Here is an 18,161-nt window from a genome sequence, read left to right on the forward strand (position 1 = left end):
TGCCCAACGGCCGCGGGGTGGTGTAGTACTTCCAGCACCGCCCCCACCCGCCGTTCACACAGGGGTGCACGGCCCCGGAGCCGCACCTCCAGGTGTCCAGGGCGCGGTAGCCGGAGACGACGCGCAAGTCGCCGGTCTTCTCGATGACGTACGCGGGGAGGTTGTCGGAGCGGGTCCACTGCGTGTCGTTCCGGATGGCGTAGGCGGAACGGTCGGTGTGCCAGGCGGGGATGATGCCGCTGACGGCCAGCGGCCCAGGACCGAGATCTCCGGTGCCGTCGGCTGCTTGTCCCCCGCGTCGATGGCGGGCTCGTCCGGGTCCGGTGTCGTCTCGTCCGGGGCGGCTTCGTCTTCGGGGGTGTCCGTCGGTGCCGGGGCATCCGTCTTCGTGGTCCGGGGTGCGCCGACGGACGCGAGGAGGGCGGGGTACGGGCTGCCGGGATCATTGGCGGCTTCGCCGTCGGACGTCCGGATCCGCAGCAGGGGGTGGGGTTCGGGGCGGGGTGCCGCTGCTGTCTGCTCGTGGGCTTCGGCGAGTTGCCAGGTTCCGGCGGCGGGCTCGGCCGGCTCTTCGGCGAACTGGAGCGCGTGGAGGTACTGGCGGTACTGCTCGTCGGTCAGCCGCTGCAGCTGCACCGGTTCCTCGCCGAGCTGGGGGAGTGTCACCGGGGTGCCGGGCGCGGTGGCGATGTTCTCGGCGGCCGGGAACGCGGCGCGGGTGGCGTCGTTCGCGGGCAGGACGATCGCGATGGGCAGGTCCCGGGCGGCCGAGACGGCGTCGGCGAGCTGCCAGGCCTGCTCGGCGTCGACATCTCCGGCGCAGACCAGGATCCACGGCAGCGGTTCGGGCATGTCCGGCCCGCCGGTCTGCTGGTGGACCTCGAGGAGGAGCGCTCCGAGGTCGGCGACGACGGCGGACACATGGGCAGCGGCCGGACCCGGCAGCGGGGCAGCAGCGTCGCGAGGCGGGTCCCGAGTCCGACGGTCATGATCTCGGTGTGGTCGGTCCACCCGCACGTTCCGGCCTCCAGGGCCATCGCCCTCCCGACAGCCAGGACGTCATCGGCGGCGCCGTCGAGGAGCAGCGCCCCGGTGTGCAGGAGGTCGGCGAGCAGCAGGCCCCCGTTCTCCGTCGCTCCGAGGGTGACGAGCCCCGGGGTAGGGGGCGGTGGGGACGTCCGCCGTGGTTTCGAGGTCGAGGAGCGTGGCCTTCGCGTCGAGGACCCACCGCACGGCGCGGGGGACCATCCCCGCAGGTGCGGGGAGCAGTTCTTCGGCTTCGACCCGTCGATGTAGCCGTCGGGACCATCCCCGCGGGCGCGGGGAGCAGGCCTCGCGCTGAGCCAGCATCCGCGCCGCCATGGGACCATCCCCGCGGGCGCGGGGAGCAGGTTCCAAAAACCGGGCCGCCGGAGCGGAGCGAGGGACCATCCCCGCGGGCGCGGGGAGCAGTCCCGGGCTCCGCCTCGCCCTCCGAACGGGTGGGGACCATCCCCGCGGGCGCGGGGAGCAGGACCGCCTTTACGTCGGGTACTGGCACAAGTCGGGACCATCCCCGCGGGCGCGGGGAGCAGTGCTCCGGAAGGTCGGATCCAAGAAGCCCGAGGGGACCATCCCCGCGGGCGCGGGGAGCAGTCTTACTGACCTGCTGTGTTACAGCGGGAAACCGTGATTCTCGAGCACTTTCACCGAACCCGACATATCAACCATCAGCTCTCTCCTGTCGTGACGACAAGGCTATCCCCAGCACCCGGCGAACTGTTCTGGTCCCGCCAGGTAATCGCGCCTCTGCGATGGGTACCCGCGCCTGTCCTGGGAGCCTCCTGAGCGCACTGTCAGTGGCCAGTGCGACGATCCCCAGACGACCGCGCGAGGAGAGACATGGGCACCTGGGACATCGGCCCCTTCGACAACGACACCGCGGCCGACTTCGCCGCTGAACTGGACGAGGCAGCACCGGAAGAGCGCGAAGGCATGATCCGGGGCGTGCTCAAGCGTGCCGCCGGGCCTGCGGACTTCCTGGGTATCTACGACGGCGAGCGAGCCGTGGGCGCGGCGGCCCTGGTCGCCGCCCAGCATCCTGACTGTGATCCGGCGTGCTCGAACTATGGCCCTTCAGAGCTGCTACCGGAGTTGCCTGCGGACCTTCGGATGCTCGCCCTCGACGCCCTGGATCAAGTGGTCTCCAACCGGTCTGAACTCGCTGAGTTGTGGGCCGAAGCCGCGAACTGGTCGAAGTGGCGCCAGGACATCACCCGCCTCCGCGACGTCCTTGACCCTCCGATCCCGCCACAAGAGGACGCCCTGTTCGAGATCTAATCGGTGACCCGCAGTCACGGAGAGTGCCGTTTAACAGAAGTTGAGCCAGAGCCGCAACTCGTAAACAGAACCATCCTGTCGAGGGGGCCATCCCCGCAGGCGCGGGGGAGCAGTGGATGTCCATCAGGTCCGCGCCGAGGCGGACGGGACCATCCCCGCGCGTGCGGGGAGCGGGGCGCCACCGAGGTGAAGAGCCTCGGCGACATGGGACCATCCCCGCGCGTGCGGGGAGCAGCGTTCCTCGGTTGGTGTCGAGCTCGACGGCGAGGGACCATCCCTGCGGGTGCGGGGAGCAGATCGTGACGTCCCGGAGCCCGACGTTCTGGATGGGACCATCCCCGTAGGCGCAGGGAGCAGCACGGCTTGGCGAGCCGCCTCGTCACGCCGAGGGGACCATCCCCGGGTGCGGGGAGCAGGACAGAACCCGCAGAGCACGGATGGGGATGCAGGGACCATCCGCGCGGGCGCGGGGAGCAGCAGTGGGCCGAGCCTGGCTGTTCAATCCGTGATTGAAGGGCTCAACCTACTCAACATGAGTAGGGACCATGCCTGCGCCTACAACTTACTCAGCTCGTGCTCGGAACCATACCTGGGGCAGAGGGCAGGCCGAGGGTGTTACGGGGCAGCCCTTAAGCGGGGCGCTGGGCGCGTACGAGCAGTGTGCCCAGGCTTTCTGCGTCCGGGGCGGGCAGGACGTGAGCTTCGATGCCGGTGAAGCCGTGGCGCTTCAGGAGGTCTGCCCAAGTTTCGGGCGGGTACTGCCAGCGCAGCACCGTCAGTTCGCGTTCCCGTCCTTCGAGCCATTTGCCGCGCATCGGCTGCGGGCCGTACGCACCGGGGGAGGGCTCGGCCTGGCTGAAAGCGAAGACTCCGCCGGGTGTGAGGCTCTTGGCAAGGAGGGGGAAGAGGACCTCCGGGTCGGTGAACCACGCCGCGCCCCATACGGAGTAGATCGCGTCGTAGGGTGCCGTGCTGGAGGCGAGGTAGTCGCACACGTCCGCGTGGAGGAACGACAGGCCCGGAACGTCCTTCCACCATCTGCGGGCGCGTTCGACCTGGGCGGCGGAAAAGTCCACGCCGGTCGTCTCGACACCCTGCCGGGCCAGGAACACTGCTTCCTTGCCCTCCGCCGGCCCGAGGTCCAGGGCCCGGCACGGTTGCCCCAGCACCTCGGCCCCAGGCCCATGGCCGGGGTACTGGGTCCACTCGAACCGGTCTGCCACCGGGACGGGCTGCTCGCCTTCTCCCCGGTACGGCTTGTAGGTGTCCCAGTACTGGGCCGGGGTGCGGGGCTCGCGGGGCATGACGCTCCTCGTGGGCAGCGGGGCCGGTGTCCTTCGAGCTGGCCACCGTACCTGCGCTGCCTCTCTGCCCTCAGGCAAACGCCCCGATGTCACCCCAGGGGCATGCGCCGGGCCCGCGACGCTGCGAGCGCCCCAGGCCCAGGCACTCGATGTAACCCCGCACGCGCAGGCGGCAACCGATGTTCGAGCCCTGCGGTCGCTGCGCCGGGGCCATCCCCACGTGCGTGGGAAGCAGACGGCCGCGAGGGTGGCGCCGGTGGTGGTCGTGGGGCCATCCCCATATGCGTGGGGAGCAGGCCAGATCGGACACACGACAGGGTGGTCCGTGGGGGCCATCCCCGCACGCGCGGGGAGCAGCGTGGGCCCGGCTCCGGTTCCTGATCAAGGGTGGGACCATTCCCGCGGGGGCGGGGAGCAGAGTGCCTTGACCTCACGCGACACGGTGCCCTTGGGGCGGCTACCCCCGCAGGTGGCGGGGAGCAGATCAATGAGTCACTTCCGGATATCCGGAAGTGGGATGTAGCCCCGCACCCGAAGGCAGGGTGGCCCGGCTGCCCTGTGCCGGGAGGCGGCCATCCCTCTGTACATGCGGAGCCCCGACTGCCAGATCTGACTGCTACGCGAGACCGGCCGTGTCGAGGTCAAGGCCGAATGGCGCTGGCAGGTGCACTGTGGTGCCGAAGGGGTGTGGTCCGTCGACTCGGGTGTAGCCGAGCCGGCCCGGCTCCGAGAACAGGGTCAGGCTCCCCTCCATTCGGTCCACGAGGAGATAGAGCGGGGCACCGTACTCGGCGTACCGGCGGCGTTTCACTACTCGATCGGTCTCGGCGTTTGACTCTGACGTCACCTCTACGATCAGCAGGGTCTGGTCCGGGAGCAGTGCGCCTCCGCCTCTCGCAAGGGCCTCGGGGACCACGGCGATGTCTGGGACGTACCAGTTGGACGACCCCGGGAGATCCAAGTTTCCAGAGCCTTCGACACAACCAAGATCATCTACCCGATCTTCGATCTGCCGACGGACGAGCTTCGCAGCGCGCTCGTGATCCCAGGTCGGTGACACAGGCTCGATGATCCCCTCGATGATTTGGACACGGTCTCCACGGATGCGCTGAACAGCGAACTTCAACGCGCGTTCGGCATCAACGCCTTGGCTGTAGTCCGGTGCACTCGTCATGAAGCCTGCTTCCGTCCATCTCAGCGACTGAGCTACTCAGCATCATGCCTGCCTGTGGCGCATCCACGCATGCTTGCTGATGATGTCGGGCTGTCGAGGAACGGCTGAACTTCGGAAAACCCCTGCGTGCGCAGGGAGCAAGCACTTGCGATGCCCTCCGTGGGATCATCCCTGGCTATGCAGGGACCATTGAGTAGTCAGAGATGTAACTGATCGTCTATGCCATCCGTGTTACAGAAGCCCACCTTGCCCACCATTAGGCGCATCCTGCTCACTTCCGCTCACCTTCAGTGCGCAATCAGCGAGAATTACTACTACTTGAGACCCGTAAGCGAGCAGACGGCCGCGCTCTCCGGCTCCGGACCCCGCCGTGGATCATCCCCGTGGGCGCGTGGAGCAGACACCGAGACCGAGCAGGATCGCCGATGTGGGGGGACCATCCCCGCGGGCGCGGGGAGCAGGGCGTGCATCTGGTCCAGCTCCTGCCGGCGCTGGGACCATCCCCGCGGGCGCGGGGAGCAGCAGCTGAACGACGGGCGCCTCAGGCACCCCGTGGGACCATCCCCGCGGGCGCGGGGAGCAGGCCCGCCCGAACCGGTTGACGTCCGGGTCGACGGGACCATCCCCGCGGGCGCGGGGAGCAGGAAGAACTCGCGCTCGGCGCGGCGCTGGACCTGGGACCATCCCCGCGGGCGCGGGGAGCAGCCCCCACCCCTCCCTACCCCCCTGTTGGCGTTGGGACCATCCCCGCGGGCGCGGGGAGCAGGGCGACGGCGAGCGGTTCGATGAGTGCCGCCAGGGACCATCCCCGCGGGCGCGGGGAGCAGCGGAGACCATCATCTGGATGCCCACGATGATCAGGACCATCCCCGCGGGCGCGGGGAGCAGGACCGGATGAGCGCCCCGCTGCTGGACGCCTCGGGACCATCCCCGCGGGCGCGGGGAGCAGACCCTGCGGGACCCGCAGGCGTCGGCCCGGCTGGGACCATCCCCGCGGGCGCGGGGAGCAGACGGTCAAGCGCCACGTCCGGATCCTGCGGGAGGGACCATCCCCGCGGGCGCGGGGAGCAGTCTTTCTGACCTGCTGCGTTACAGCGGGAGGATCGAGATCTCACACACTTTCACTGATTCCGACATATTGACCATTTCGCCATTCTTCTTTTGCCTGTTGTGTTGGGTCGCGGATGACGTCGGCGCATCGTACGGCGGGCTGTCGGTTGACGTGCTGTGGTCGGTGGAAAAGCAGAAGATTTTCCGATCAGGGCGTGTTGTTCGGTTGTTTGCCTGTATTCATCTGACATGGCTGATGAGGGTGGGGCCTGTTCGGGCCTTGGGGGGCGGCTGCAGGGTGCTGTTCGGCGGGTGTGGGCGAAGCACGACCGGGATGCGGAGGGTTGGCTGCCGTTGTGGCGGCACATGGAGGACAGTGCCGCTGTGGCAGGGCTGTTGTGGGACGAGTGGCTGCCTGAGCAGGTTCGGAATGTGATCGCGGGGCCGTTGCCCGGCGGGGTGGAGGATGCCCGGCGGCTGGTGGTGTGGCTGGCTGGGGTGCATGACATCGGGAAGGCGACGCCGGCCTTCGCGTGTCAGGTTGATCAGCTGGCCGACCGGATGCGGGATACAGGTCTGGATATGCGGACGCAGAGGCAGTTCGGGCCGGACCGGAAGGTCGCTCCGCATGGTCTGGCCGGGCAGTTGCTGCTGGAGGAGTGGCTGGAGGAGCGGCACGGCTGGTCCGGGAGGCAGTCGGGGCAGTTCGCGGTCGTGGTGGGTGGTCATCATGGGGTGCCGCCGGAGCACGGGCAGATCAAGGCGCTGTACGACCGGCCTCATCTGCTGCGTACGCCGGGCCCCAGTCAGGTGGTCTGGCGGCGGGTCCAGGACGAGCTCCTTGACGGGTGTGCGGACGTGTTCGGTGTCCGGGAGCGGCTCGGTGTGTGGCGTTCGGTGCGGTTGCCGCAGCCGGTGCAGGTGCTGCTGAGCGCTGTGGTGATCGTTTCGGACTGGATCGCGAGTAATCCGGAGCTGTTTCCGTACTTTCCGCAGGAGACGCCGCGTTCCGGCGAGGAGCGGGTCGCGGCCGCGTGGCGCGGGCTGAGTCTGCCGCCGCGGTGGGAGCCGCGGCCGGCGGCGGTGGATGCGGGGGAGTTGTTCGCTGCCCGGTTCGATCTTCCTGCCGGGGCGGTGGTGCGGCCGGTGCAGGAGGTTGCGGTGCGGTTGGCGCATGCGGTGCCGAAGCCCGGGCTGATGGTGATCGAGGCGCCGATGGGGGAGGGGAAGACCGAGGCCGCGCTGGCGGTGGCGGAGATCTTCGCCGCGCGTACCGGGGCCGGCGGGGTTTTCTTCGCGTTGCCGACGATGGCGACGGGCAACGCCATGTTCCCGCGGCTGCTGGACTGGCTGGAGCGGCTGCCGGTCCAGGGCGGGGCCCCGTTGTCGGTGCTGCTGGCGCATTCGAAGGCCGCGCTGAACGACGACTTCGCCGAGTTGATGCGGAGCGGCCGTCAGCCGATCGTGGCGGTGGATGTCGACGAGGACGTTCCGCGGTGGCGTCCCTCGGATGTGGGTCGGACGGCGCCGGCCGTGTTGGTGGCGCACGCGTGGTTGCGCGGGCGGAAGAAGGCGTTGTTGTCCTCGTTCGTGGCGGGCACGGTGGACCAGTTGCTGTTTGCCGGGCTCAAGAGCCGTTACTTGGCGTTGCGTCACCTTGCGGTGGCGGGCAAGGTCGTCGTGATCGATGAGGCGCATGCGTACGACACGTATATGAGTGTCTATCTGGACCGGGTGATGGAGTGGCTGGGTGCGTACGGGGTTCCGGTGGTGGTGCTGTCGGCGACCTTGCCGGCCCGTCGGCGCCGTGAGCTGGCGGTCGCCTACGCGGGTGCCGGGCCGGGGGCGGAGGGTTTCGGCGAGGTGGAGGACGCCTCGGGCTACCCGCTGGTGGCCTGTGTGGCGCCCGGCCTGGCTCCGGTCGTCGAGCGTCCGGCGGTGTCGGGGCGGGGTGGCCAGGTGTGGCTGGAGCCGTTGGGGGACGGGCTGGACGTGCTCGTGGAGCGGCTCGGTGCGGAACTCGTCGACGGTGGATGTGTGCTGGTCGTCCGGAACACGGTGCAGCGGGTTCTGGATACGGCGAAGGCGCTGCGCGAGCGGTTCGGCGAGGAGCTGGTGACGGTCGCGCATTCCCGGTTCGTCGACGTGGACCGTGCGATGAAGGATGCCGGTCTGCTTGAGCGGTTCGGGCCTCCCTCGAGGTCGGGTGCCGGGCGGCCTGCGGGGCCGCACATTGTGGTGGCGAGCCAGGTTGCCGAGCAGTCCTTGGACGTGGACTTCGATCTCCTGGTCAGCGATCTGTGCCCTGTAGATCTGCTGCTGCAGCGGGTGGGGCGCCTGCACCGCCATCAGCGGGGCGATGGTCAGGCACACCGGCCGGCGGGGATGCGGGTGGCGCGGTGTCTGGTGACAGGGGTGGACTGGTCCGGTCCGGTCCCGGCCGCAGTGCGGGGTTCCGTCGCGGTGTACGGGCGGTACAGCCTGCTTCGGTCGCTGGCCGTGCTCCGCCCGTACTTGGAGAAGGGGGGCCGTGCGGTGTGCCTGCCGCAGGACATCAGCGTGCTGGTGCAGGCGGCGTACGCGCAGCAGGCTCACGTGCCGGACGGGTGGGAAGAGGAGTGGGAGCAGGCTCTGGTGCGGTACGAGAAGCACCGGGCGGACCAGGCGGAGCGGGCCGGACGGTTCCGGCTCGATGCGGCGGGGCGGGCGGGGCGGCCGCTGATCGGCTGGGTGTCCGGCGGTACCGGGGATGCGGACGATACGCGGGCCGGCCGAGCTCAGGTCCGTGACAGCCAGGAGACGCTGGAAGTCCTCGTCGTGCAGCGGCTCGCGGATGGGCGGCTGGTCACGTTGCCGTGGCTGGCCGAGGACGGCCGCGGGCGGGCGCGCGGCGGCCTGGATCTGCCGGTGGACCGGTGCCCGTCTCCTGCAGCGGCGCGGGCTGCGGCGAGCAGCGGTCTTCGGCTCCCGGTGCAGTTCTCAGCGCCCGAGGTGATGGACCGGGCGATCGGCGAGCTGGAGAAGTTCTTCGTGCCGGCGTGGCAGGCGAAGGACAGTCCTTGGCTGGCCGGGCAGCTGATTCTCGTTCTCGACGCCGATTGTCAGACCCAACTGGCAGGCTTTGCCCTCCAATACAGCGAAAGTGATGGACTTGAGGTGACCCGTGGCTGAATCACCGCCGGGACAGACCGCTGGCAGCGGCCCGTTATCGTTCGATCTGACCGACCGTCCGTGGATCGGGGTCCTGCGCTGCGACGGTGTGCAGGAGGAGATGTCGCTGCGCACGGTGTTCGCCGAGGCGGGGCGGGTGCGGCGGCTGGTGGGGGATCTGCCCACGCAGGAGTTTGCCCTGCTGCGGTTACTTCTCGCGGTCGCGCACGACGCCCTGGACGGCCCCGGCGACATCGATCACTGGGCGGATCTGTGGGACGACGAAGGGTGCTTCGCCCCTGTTGACGCCTACCTGGCCGAGCACCGGGACCGGTTGGACCTGCTGGACGCCCAGGCCCCGTTCTTCCAGGTCGCCGGTCTGCAGACGGGTAAGGGCGAGGTGGCTTCCCTCAACCGGATCGTCGCGGATGTTCCGAACGGGGACCCGTTCTTCACCTCGCGGATGCCCGGGGTGGAGCGTCTCGGATTCGCCGAAGCCGCCCGGTGGGTCGTGCATGCGCACGCTTTTGACACCTCCGGCATCAAGAGCGGGGTCGAAGGCGACGCCCGGGTCAAGGGCGGCAAGGTCTACCCGCTCGGTGTGGGCTGGGCCGGCGCCCTGGGCGGTGTGTTCGCCGAGGGGAGCACGCTGCGCGAGACGCTGCTGCTGAACCTGGTCGCCGCGGACACGGGCGGGATCCGTTTCGATTCCGGTGACCGTCCCGCGTGGCGGCGGAACCCCGACGGGCCCGGTGTGCTGGACGGCCGGCAGCCGAGCGGAGTGCGCGACCTGTACACCTGGCAGACGCGCCGGCTGCGGCTGCACTTCGACGAGAGCGGGGTTCACGGCGTCGTCCTCGGCTACGGCGACCCGCTGGGCGCCCACAACATGCACACCCGCGAGCCGATGACCGCCTGGCGGCGGAGCCCGGCGCAGGAGAAGAAGCGCGGCGAGCCGGTGGTGTATCTGCCCCGGGACCACGATCCTTCGCGAGCCGCGTGGCGGGGCCTCGCCTCGCTGATCGCCGGGCGCACCGAATCCTCGCAGGGAGCGGAGGCAGCGCCGTTCCTGAGGCCCGGGGTCCTGGAGTGGGTGTCGCGGCTGGCCACCGAGGGCGTGCTGGAGCGCAGCTTCCTGATCCGGACGCGGGTGATCGGCGCGGTCTACGGGACGCAGCAGTCCGTGATCGACGAGATCGTCGACGACCGTCTGTCCATGGGCGTGGTGCTGCTCCACGAGCGGGACCGGGCGTACGGGACGCAGGCCATCGATGCGGTTTCCGACGCGGAGGGTGCGGTCACCGCTCTGGGTGACCTGGCCACTGATCTGGCCCGCGCGGCCGGCGCGGAGTCCGACGGGCCCCGTGGCACGGCCCGCGATCAGGGCTTCGGGGCCCTGGACGGCCCTTACCGTGCCTGGCTGGCAGGCCTTGCCGAAGCCCAGGACCCCTACCTGGCACGGGAGGAGTGGAAGCGGGACGTCCGCCGCATCGTCGAGCAGCTGGGCCGCCAGCTCCTCGAGGCGGCCGGGGAGGCCGCGTGGGCCGGGCGGACCGTGCCCGCCAAGCAGGGCACTCAGTGGCTCAACTCCGGCCTCGCCGACGCCTGGTTCCGTGCCCGCCTCACCAAGGTCCTCGGCGCCCCCCAGGCGGCCGCGGCCCCGACGGCCGGCAGGACCGCGCCCGCCTCCGACGACTTCCTTCCGAAGGTGACCGCATGACCACCGCTATCCCGCTGACCGCCCGGCAACGCGTACGGGAAACCACCGACGCCCTGATCCGCCCTCTGCAGCGCGACCTGCTCGGCGACCGGCCGCATGCCGTCGCCGCCCTGGCCCGCCTGCGCCGTGGCGCGGGCAAGGACACCTCCCAGGTCCCGGACCTGTGGGGCCTGGTCGACATCGGCCCTCTCCACGACCGGCCCCAGGACGGCGGCCGGCCCCTCACCGAAGGCGAACTCGTCCACGCCGAGGACGCGGTGCACACCGCACTGACCCTCTGGGCCCTGCACCAGCAGTCCCGCGGCCACGGCATGCACCAGAGCGGCCACCACCCCACCCACCACGGACTCGGAGCAGCGGTACGCCAGCTGATGCCGCCCGGCGAGATCGCCGAGCCCGTCCGTAAACGCCTGGTGAGGGCCGGCACCGCCCCCGACCTGCCGCAACTGGCTCAACGCCTGCGCGACATCGTGCTTCTGCTGCGCCAGCAGGACATCCCCCTGGACTACGGGCTCCTCGCGGCACAGCTGTACCAGTGGCAGGCCCCCGGCGGCCGGGACACCGTCCGCCGAGCCTGGGGCCGCTCCTTCCACGCCCACCGCACCGCGCAGAACACCTCAACACCCGGTATTCCGGCACCCGCGGCCGCCCCGGACAACAACCTCACTGCTGACAAGGACGCCTCGTGACGACCCGTATCTACCTTGACGTGCACGCCCTGCAGACCGTGCCGCCCAGCAACCTGAACCGCGACGACACCGGGGCTCCGAAGTCCGCCGTCTACGGCGGGGTTCCCCGCGCCCGGGTATCCAGCCAGGCGTGGAAGCGGGCCACGCGCGCCTACTTCAGCGACGAGCACCTGCTGGAGCCGAACGAGCTCGGCGTGCGGACGAAGAAGGTCGCCGAGGTCCTCGCCGAACGCATCAGCGCCCTCGACCCCGCCATCGAGCGGGCCGAGGCCCTGCAGACTGCGGCCGTGGTGATCGAGACCGCCACCGGTTCGAAGATCGAGGTCCCCAAGCGGAACGCGGACGCCGCGAAGGACGGCGAGGAGCAGCCGGCCCCCCAGTCGAAGTACCTGATGTTCCTCAGCGCGCGCCAGCTCGACAGCCTGGCCGCACTCGCCGTCGAGGGCTCACCCGACATCAAGGGCTACCTCAAGGACAAGGCGAACAAGGCCCGGGCCAAGGAGATCGCCGACACCCGGCACTCCGTCGACATCGCCCTGTTCGGACGGATGGTCGCCGACTCCGCCGACATCAACGTCGACGCCGCCGTCCAGGTCGCCCACGCGATCAGCGTCCACCGGGTCGAGAACGAGTCCGACTACTACACCGCCGTCGATGACCGGAACACGGACGCCGAGCCCGGCGCCGGAATGATCGGAACGGTCGACTTCAACTCCGCCACCCTCTACCGCTACGCCGCACTCGGCGTCCACCAGCTCACCGACAACCTCGGCCAGGGGCTGCGCGAGGACGAGCCCCTCACCACGCCAGTGCGCCGCGCCGTGGAGGCGTTCGTCCACGGCTTCGTCGCGTCCCTGCCCACCGGGAAGATCAACACGTTCGGGCACCACACGCTGCCCGACGCGGTCATCGTGAAACTCCGCACCACCCGTCCGGTCAGCTTCGTCGCCGCGTTCGAGGAACCCGTACAAGCAGACCACAGGAGCGGCCACGTCAAGGAGGCGTCCGCCCGCCTGGCCGAGTACATCCCCGACATCGAACGCGCCTACGGAGACGAGGAATCCACCCTCACCTGGGTCCTGCGTGTCGGACCGAACACGGAAAAGCTCACCGGGATCGGTGAGGAGGCCACGAACCTGACCTCCCTCGTCTCCCGCGTCGGCCAGGCCGTCGCCGACCACCTGGACAAGCCCGCATGAGCGTCCTCACCCTGCTGCTGGCCGGCCCCCTGCAAGCCTGGGGGGCCTCCGCCCGTTTCACCCGGCGCACCACCGAAGCAGCCCCCACCAAAAGCGGGGTCCTCGGCATCCTCGCCGCCGCCCAGGGCATCCAGCGCGGCGACGACGCCCGCCTCGCCGAACTCGCAGCCCTGCGCTTCGGCGTCCGGATCGACCAGCCCGGCACCCGCGTCCGCGACTTCCAGACCGCCCACCACCGCGTCACCGAGAAGTCGATGCCGCTCTCCGAACGGTTCTACCTCGCAGACGCCGTCTTCACCGCAGCCGTCGAAGGCGACCACACCCTCCTGACCGCCCTCCACAACGCCCTGCGCAACCCTGTCTACCCGCCGTTCCTGGGACGCCGGTCCTGCCCGCCGGCCCGCCCGGTCGAGCTCGCTGTCCACGACAGCACCCTGGCCCGCGCCCTGGGCGAAGAGCCCTGGCACGCCGCCGGCTGGTACCAGAAACTCCACCGCACCACCCTCACCGTCCCCCTCGTGATCCTCCGCGACGCCGACCCCGGCGACCACAACGGCGACACCCTGCGCGACCACCCCCTCAGCTACGCCTCCGAACACCGCCGCCACGCCCTGCGGACCGTCGTCACCGAAACCGTCGACATCCCCAACCCGCGTGCCACCACCCGCCCGCCGGCCCGACGGCAGCCCGCACCGCACCACGACCCGTTCGGTCCGCTGGAGGACACCCTCTGATGCACCTGACCCGATTTCGCCTGAACACCGCACGCCCCGGCGCCCGCCGCCTGCTCGCCTCCCCTCAGTCCCTCCACGCAGCGGTCATGGCCTCCTTCCCCCACCTCCTGCCCACCGACGGCACCGCCCAGGGACCCCGCGTGCTCTGGCGCCTCGACCACAACGCGCGCGCCGAAGTGCTCCTCTACATCGTCAGCCCCGACCGCCCCGACCTCACCCATCTCGTCGAACAGGCCGGCTGGCCCGCCGCCCACAGTTCCGAAACCCCCGGTTGGCACACCCGCCCCTATGCCCCCTTCCTCGACCGCCTCGCCCAAGGCGACACCTTCGCCTTCCGCCTCACCGCCAACCCCGTCCACTACATCCGGCGCAAGGACGGCGAACCCACCAAAGCCACCGCCCACCTAACCCCCAGCCACCAGATGAACTGGCTCCTGAAGCCCGAGAGGCAAGAACGCGCTGGCTTCCGCATCAACGAGAAGCCCCACGACCAGCGCCTCCTCCCCGCCGGGCGCACCGACCAACACCACCCCCACCACGGCGACCGCTACACCCTCACGGTCCGCGACGAACGCACCCTCTCCTTCGCGAAGAGCCGCGACACCCGCCCACCCAGCCCCAAAGTCAAGGTCGTCACCGTCACCTACGACGGCCACCTCACCGTGACCGACCCCCACGCACTGCGCCGCACCCTCACCCAGGGCATCGGCCGTGCCAAGGCCTACGGCTGCGGACTCATGACCCTCGCCCCCGTACCCGCCGGCTGACACCATGACGACCGTCGGCAAACGCCCCGCCCTCACCCCCCGCCACCTCACCCGGACCGCGGAGCGCCTCTCCTTCATCTACCTGGAACGGTGCACCGTTCACCGGGACGCCAACGCCATCACCGCCGAAGACGCAGACGGGACCACCCACATCCCCTCCGCCACCATCGGTACCCTCCTCCTCGGCCCGGGCACCCGCATCACCCACCAGGCGATGAGCGTCCTCGGCGAAACAGGAGCCTGCGTCATCTGGGTCGGCGAACACGGCGTCCGCTACTACGCAGGAGGGCGCGCCCTCAGCCGCTCCGCAGCCCTCCTCGAAGCCCAGGCCACCCAATGGGCCAACGTCCGCAGCCGCATCGCCGTCGCACGCGCCATGTACCGCCTGCGGTTCCCCGACGAAGACCCGGCCCGCCTCACCCGCCACGAACTCCTCGGCAGAGAAGGCACACGGGTCAGGGACTGCTACCGAGCCCAGGCCGCCCGCACCGGCGTCCCCTGGAACGGCCGCAAATACACCCCCGGCGACTTCACCAGCGGCGACGCCGTCAACCAGGCCATCACCGCCGCCGCACAGTGCATGTACGGCGTCGCACACGCCGTCGTCGCCTCACTCGGCTGCAGCCCCGGCCTCGGTTTCGTCCACTCCGGCCACGAGCTCTCCTTCGTCCTAGACATCGCCGACCTGTACAAGACCGACATCGGAATCCCCCTCGCCTTCGACGTCGCAGCCGAAGCCGAAGAGGACGTCGGATCACGCACACGCCGAGCCCTCCGGGACAGGATCAACGAGACAAGGCTCCTCGATCGCTGCGTCAGAGACATCAAGGGCCTGCTCCTTCCCAACGATCGCTCAAGCGACCCAGGGGAAAACACGGACCGCGTAACACTCCAGAGCGACAGAGGGCTGAATGTGGCATCCGGGGTGAACTACGGAACGGACGAGCAAGAGGCAGCAATCTGGTGACCGTGATCGTCCTCACCAACTGCCCTCCAGGCCTGCGGGGCTTCCTCACCCGATGGCTCCTGGAGATCTCCGCCGGCGTGTTCATCGGCAATCCTTCATCCCGCATCCGAGACGTGCTGTGGGACGAAGTCCAGCAATACGCCGGACAAGGACGTGCGCTTCTCGCCCACACAACCAACAACGAGCAGGGCTTCACGTTCCGTACCCACGACCACGCCTGGCACCCCACCGACCACGAAGGCCTCACTCTGATCCAACGTCCCAACGACAGCAAGGGTTCAACGAGTAGCCCTAAGAAGCCAGGGTGGAGCGCAGCATCCAAGCGCCGCCGTTCCGGAAAGAGGTAGGCGAAATGTCTCAGATGTCGGAACTGGTGAAAGTGCTCGAGAAACTGATGAACCCACGGTAAACCTGCAGGTCATCGAGTCTGCTCCCCGCGCCCGCGGGGATGGTCCCCCTGGTGATCGGATGCCGACTCTCCGAGAGGTCTGCTCCCCGCGCCCGCGGGGATGGTCCCGACCACGAGTCCGCCGAGATACACCGCGCCCACTGCTCCCCGCGCCCGCGGGGATGGTCCCAGCGCCTGAAGGTCGGCCTCGATGGCCGCCTCCTGCTCCCCGCGCCCGCGGGGATGGTCCCACGGTCGTACGCCACTACAAGGTCCACACCCGCTGCTCCCCGCGCCCGCGGGGATGGTCCCGCCTCCGTCAACATCCGCACCAACGACAGGAGCTGCTCCCCGCGCCCGCGGGGATGGTCCCGTCCGCCCGATCAGCCGCGCGACGTCCGGCTCCTGCTCCCCGCGCCCGCGGGGATGGTCCCTGCGGCTGGTGCATGTCGACGCCGAGTGGAGGCTGCTCCCCGCGCCCGCGGGGATGGTCCCCAGCAGGTGGTGCGCCCGGATCTCGTCCGCGCCTGCTCCCCGCGCCCGCGGGGATGGTCCCTTGGCGGCGGTGTCGCGGGCGGCGTTCTCCAGCTGCTCCCCGCGCCCGCGGGGATGGTCCCGGCGCGTAGTACGGCTGGAGCGTCTCCCACCCCTGCTCCCCGCGCCCGCGGGGATGGTCCCAGTTCGTCCAGCGGGGCCAGGAGCTGTTCCGCCTGCTCCCCGCGCCCGCGGGGATGGTCCCAGACGGCCCTGTACCGGTGGGCCGGACGGCCCCTGCTCCCCGCGCCTGCGGGGATGGTCCCGGGTCCGGCATCGCGACGTCGTCGAACTCGCACTGCTCCCCGCGCCCGCGGGGATGGTCCCGACGCGCAGCGTCAGGGCCTGGGCGGGATGATCTGCTCCCCCCGCCCGCGGGGATGGTCCCTAGCGCTTCCAGTTCCGCAGTTCCGGAACTGGCTGCTCCCCGCGCCCGCGGGGATGGTCCCGATATGCCCTAGGGGAAAGCACTGCTGTGCCCCTGCTCCCCGCGCCCGCGGGGATGGTCCCCTCCCGGGCATGAACCACGGCGTCTGCTCCCCGCGCCCGCGGGGATGGTCCCGAGTCCGCGTCCCCCGTCCTCGTCCAACAGCTCTGCTCCCCGCGCCCGCGGGGATGGTCCCCGGTCTCGGCCGATACGGAGCCAGGCGGATCCCTGCTCCCCGCGCCCGCGGGGATGGTCCCGAAGTGGAGACGACGTTCTGACGCAGCCCCTCCTGCTCCCCGCGCCCGCGGGACGCTCGCGCAGAGAGCACCTGTCGGGGGCGCCGATCCGTACCCCATCCATGGACGCAGTCAACGTGACGGAGCTCGGCCAGCGTGTGCGCGTGGCGGGCCAGGCCGCGTACGGACGTCAGCCGTCCGCGGTGGTCGTGTCGGCGGCATGAACTGGGCGTTATCCGCATCTCGGCGGCAGTTCCAGCTCACCGCCGCTCGCGCGGAGAGCACGCCTGCGCCTGGTCGAGGGCCAGGGCTCGAACGGCTCACCTCCGCTCGAGCGGAACATCCCCAGGTCGAGGGACCGAGGTAGCCGTGCTCCTCGCGAGAGCGGAGGTGAGCCGCCCGTCGCCACCGGCTATGGGGCGGTCTTGTACTCGACGACGGAGTCCGCGCACGGCTCGGCGAGGTTGAGGAGTGCGGTCTTCTCGGCGTCGTCCATGGTCAGGGCCCAGCGGAGTTTGGTGGCGGTCCAGTCGACGAGGTACGTGCACGTTGCGGACTCGGCGGGCGGCATCCACTGGGCCGGATCCCGGTCGGCCTTGGACCGGTTGGTCTTCGCGGTCACCGCGACGAGGGACCTGTCGGAGCCGAGGTCGTTGGCGTATGCCTCCCGGCGTTCGGGTGTCCAGTCGCGGGTGCCGCTGTCCCAGGCTTCGGCCAACGGGACCATGTGGTCGATGTCGAGCTTCTTCGCGTCGGTGACCTCGGCCTCGTCGTAGTACGAGAGCCAACTGCCCCCGCTCAGTGAGCACCGGGCGCCCTGCTCCGGTGCGGTGACGGCTTCGGTGAGCAGGACTTCTGCCCGGGTGGTGCAGGAGTCGTCGTCCTCGTCGACCCAGTGCTTGAAGCTGTCGCGCTCGTACCCGGTCCGCTTCTCCTCGGCGACCGGGATCTTCCCGATGGCTTCGGCCAGGGGGAGGCCGGATCCGTCCTGGGTGCCGCCGGGCGCACCGGACGGGTTGGCGGTGGCGGGGGGCTTGGGGTTGTCTGCCTCGAGCGTCTCGGCGGAACAGGCGGTCAGGGTGATGGCGGTGAGCAGGGCGGCGGGCAGGAAGCCGAGGCGGCGGGGCACGGGGGACTCCAGCGGGTCGGGGCTGATGCCTGCTCATGATTTCAGTTGGGCAGTGTTGGTGAGGGTGTGTCACTCGTTCGGTAGGGCTTCCTCAAGCGTTCTGTGTTCCGTGAGGTAGGTCACCCTGAATCTTTGCTCTGTTTGCGCAAATTCATGACTTTGCGGGGTGGAGGGGAAGGTTTGCCGGTGGCAGGGTTGGCGATCTGGTGGCGTGGGGTGGCTGTTGTTGCTGGATAAGCAGTTGGGAACACCCGTACGTCACTAGAGATTCGCTCTGGGTGACATTCTGTGGGTTGCCACTGCACACCAGCGCGTTTTGGGTCGTCGTTGTGGTGAAAGCGCACTCCGGCGCACTCCCGGGCACAGTCCAGCCG

13 protein-coding genes and 3 CRISPR repeat arrays are annotated in these 18,161 nt (G+C 70.0%); of the genes, 9 read left to right on the forward strand and 4 right to left on the reverse strand.

What is annotated here, in order from left to right; all coding sequences use genetic code 11:
• Positions 1 to 54 precede the first annotated feature (54 nt).
• Positions 55 to 921: a hypothetical protein gene (locus IE272_RS38080; protein ID WP_190010298.1), complete on the reverse strand. Its 867-nt coding sequence runs from the start codon at positions 919 to 921 to the stop codon at positions 55 to 57.
• Between the two features lie 319 nt (positions 922 to 1,240).
• Positions 1,241 to 1,636: a CRISPR direct-repeat array (repeat unit 29 nt; unit sequence GGGACCATCCCCGCGGGCGCGGGGAGCAG).
• 245 nt (positions 1,637 to 1,881) lie between these two features.
• Here IE272_RS38080 and IE272_RS38085 point away from each other — a divergent pair.
• Positions 1,882 to 2,319 carry a DUF4259 domain-containing protein gene (locus IE272_RS38085; protein WP_190010300.1) on the forward strand — a complete coding sequence of 146 codons (438 nt, stop codon included), beginning with the start codon at positions 1,882 to 1,884 and terminating at the stop codon, positions 2,317 to 2,319.
• Between the two features lie 629 nt (positions 2,320 to 2,948).
• Here IE272_RS38085 and IE272_RS38090 read toward each other — a convergent pair.
• Positions 2,949 to 3,623: a class I SAM-dependent methyltransferase gene (locus IE272_RS38090; RefSeq protein ID WP_190010302.1), complete on the reverse strand. Its 675-nt coding sequence runs from the start codon at positions 3,621 to 3,623 to the stop codon at positions 2,949 to 2,951.
• A gap of 616 nt (positions 3,624 to 4,239) precedes the next feature.
• Complete coding sequence (locus IE272_RS38095; protein ID WP_190010304.1) at positions 4,240 to 4,797, reverse strand: Uma2 family endonuclease; 558 nt, start codon at positions 4,795 to 4,797, stop codon at positions 4,240 to 4,242.
• Positions 4,798 to 5,168: 371 nt separating this feature from the next.
• A CRISPR array of direct repeats spans positions 5,169 to 5,868; the repeat unit is 29 nt; unit sequence GGGACCATCCCCGCGGGCGCGGGGAGCAG.
• 228 nt (positions 5,869 to 6,096) lie between these two features.
• Between IE272_RS38095 and IE272_RS38100 the strand changes: the two genes are divergently transcribed.
• From IE272_RS38100 to cas2e, 8 genes are read left to right on the forward strand one after another with little or no spacing between them, the layout of a single operon-like run.
• A complete protein-coding gene (locus IE272_RS38100) occupies positions 6,097 to 9,018 on the forward strand; it encodes a CRISPR-associated endonuclease Cas3'' (RefSeq protein WP_190010306.1) in 2,922 nt (973 codons plus the stop codon).
• Positions 9,011 to 10,717, forward strand: a complete 1,707-nt coding sequence (casA, locus tag IE272_RS38105) for a type I-E CRISPR-associated protein Cse1/CasA (RefSeq protein WP_190010308.1) — start codon at positions 9,011 to 9,013, stop codon at positions 10,715 to 10,717. Before IE272_RS38100 ends, casA begins: the two co-directional genes overlap by 8 nt.
• Positions 10,714 to 11,406 carry a type I-E CRISPR-associated protein Cse2/CasB gene (casB, locus tag IE272_RS38110; protein WP_190010310.1) on the forward strand — a complete coding sequence of 231 codons (693 nt, stop codon included), beginning with the start codon at positions 10,714 to 10,716 and terminating at the stop codon, positions 11,404 to 11,406. The genes casA and casB overlap by 4 nt, the downstream gene beginning before the upstream one ends.
• Positions 11,403 to 12,605 carry a type I-E CRISPR-associated protein Cas7/Cse4/CasC gene (gene cas7e, locus IE272_RS38115; protein WP_190010312.1) on the forward strand — a complete coding sequence of 401 codons (1,203 nt, stop codon included), beginning with the start codon at positions 11,403 to 11,405 and terminating at the stop codon, positions 12,603 to 12,605. The genes casB and cas7e overlap by 4 nt, the downstream gene beginning before the upstream one ends.
• Positions 12,602 to 13,339: a type I-E CRISPR-associated protein Cas5/CasD gene (cas5e, locus tag IE272_RS38120; RefSeq protein ID WP_190010315.1), complete on the forward strand. Its 738-nt coding sequence runs from the start codon at positions 12,602 to 12,604 to the stop codon at positions 13,337 to 13,339. Before cas7e ends, cas5e begins: the two co-directional genes overlap by 4 nt.
• Positions 13,339 to 14,106 carry a type I-E CRISPR-associated protein Cas6/Cse3/CasE gene (gene cas6e, locus IE272_RS38125; RefSeq protein ID WP_190010317.1) on the forward strand — a complete coding sequence of 256 codons (768 nt, stop codon included), beginning with the start codon at positions 13,339 to 13,341 and terminating at the stop codon, positions 14,104 to 14,106. The genes cas5e and cas6e overlap by 1 nt, the downstream gene beginning before the upstream one ends.
• 4 nt (positions 14,107 to 14,110) lie before the next feature.
• A complete protein-coding gene (gene cas1e / locus IE272_RS38130; RefSeq protein ID WP_190010319.1) occupies positions 14,111 to 15,073 on the forward strand; it encodes a type I-E CRISPR-associated endonuclease Cas1e in 963 nt (320 codons plus the stop codon).
• Positions 15,070 to 15,420, forward strand: a complete 351-nt coding sequence (gene cas2e / locus IE272_RS38135; protein WP_190010321.1) for a type I-E CRISPR-associated endoribonuclease Cas2e — start codon at positions 15,070 to 15,072, stop codon at positions 15,418 to 15,420. Before cas1e ends, cas2e begins: the two co-directional genes overlap by 4 nt.
• Before the next feature lie 80 nt (positions 15,421 to 15,500).
• Positions 15,501 to 16,679: direct repeats of the CRISPR family, unit length 29 nt; unit sequence CTGCTCCCCGCGCCCGCGGGGATGGTCCC.
• A gap of 391 nt (positions 16,680 to 17,070) precedes the next feature.
• On the opposite strand, the gene IE272_RS38140 is transcribed toward cas2e, so the two are convergent.
• Positions 17,071 to 17,787: an HNH endonuclease family protein gene (locus IE272_RS38140; RefSeq protein WP_190010323.1), complete on the reverse strand. Its 717-nt coding sequence runs from the start codon at positions 17,785 to 17,787 to the stop codon at positions 17,071 to 17,073.
• Positions 17,788 to 18,161: the final 374 nt, after the last annotated feature.

It is taken from the genome of Streptomyces anulatus, assembly GCF_014650675.1.
GTDB lineage: Bacteria > Actinomycetota > Actinomycetes > Streptomycetales > Streptomycetaceae > Streptomyces > Streptomyces anulatus.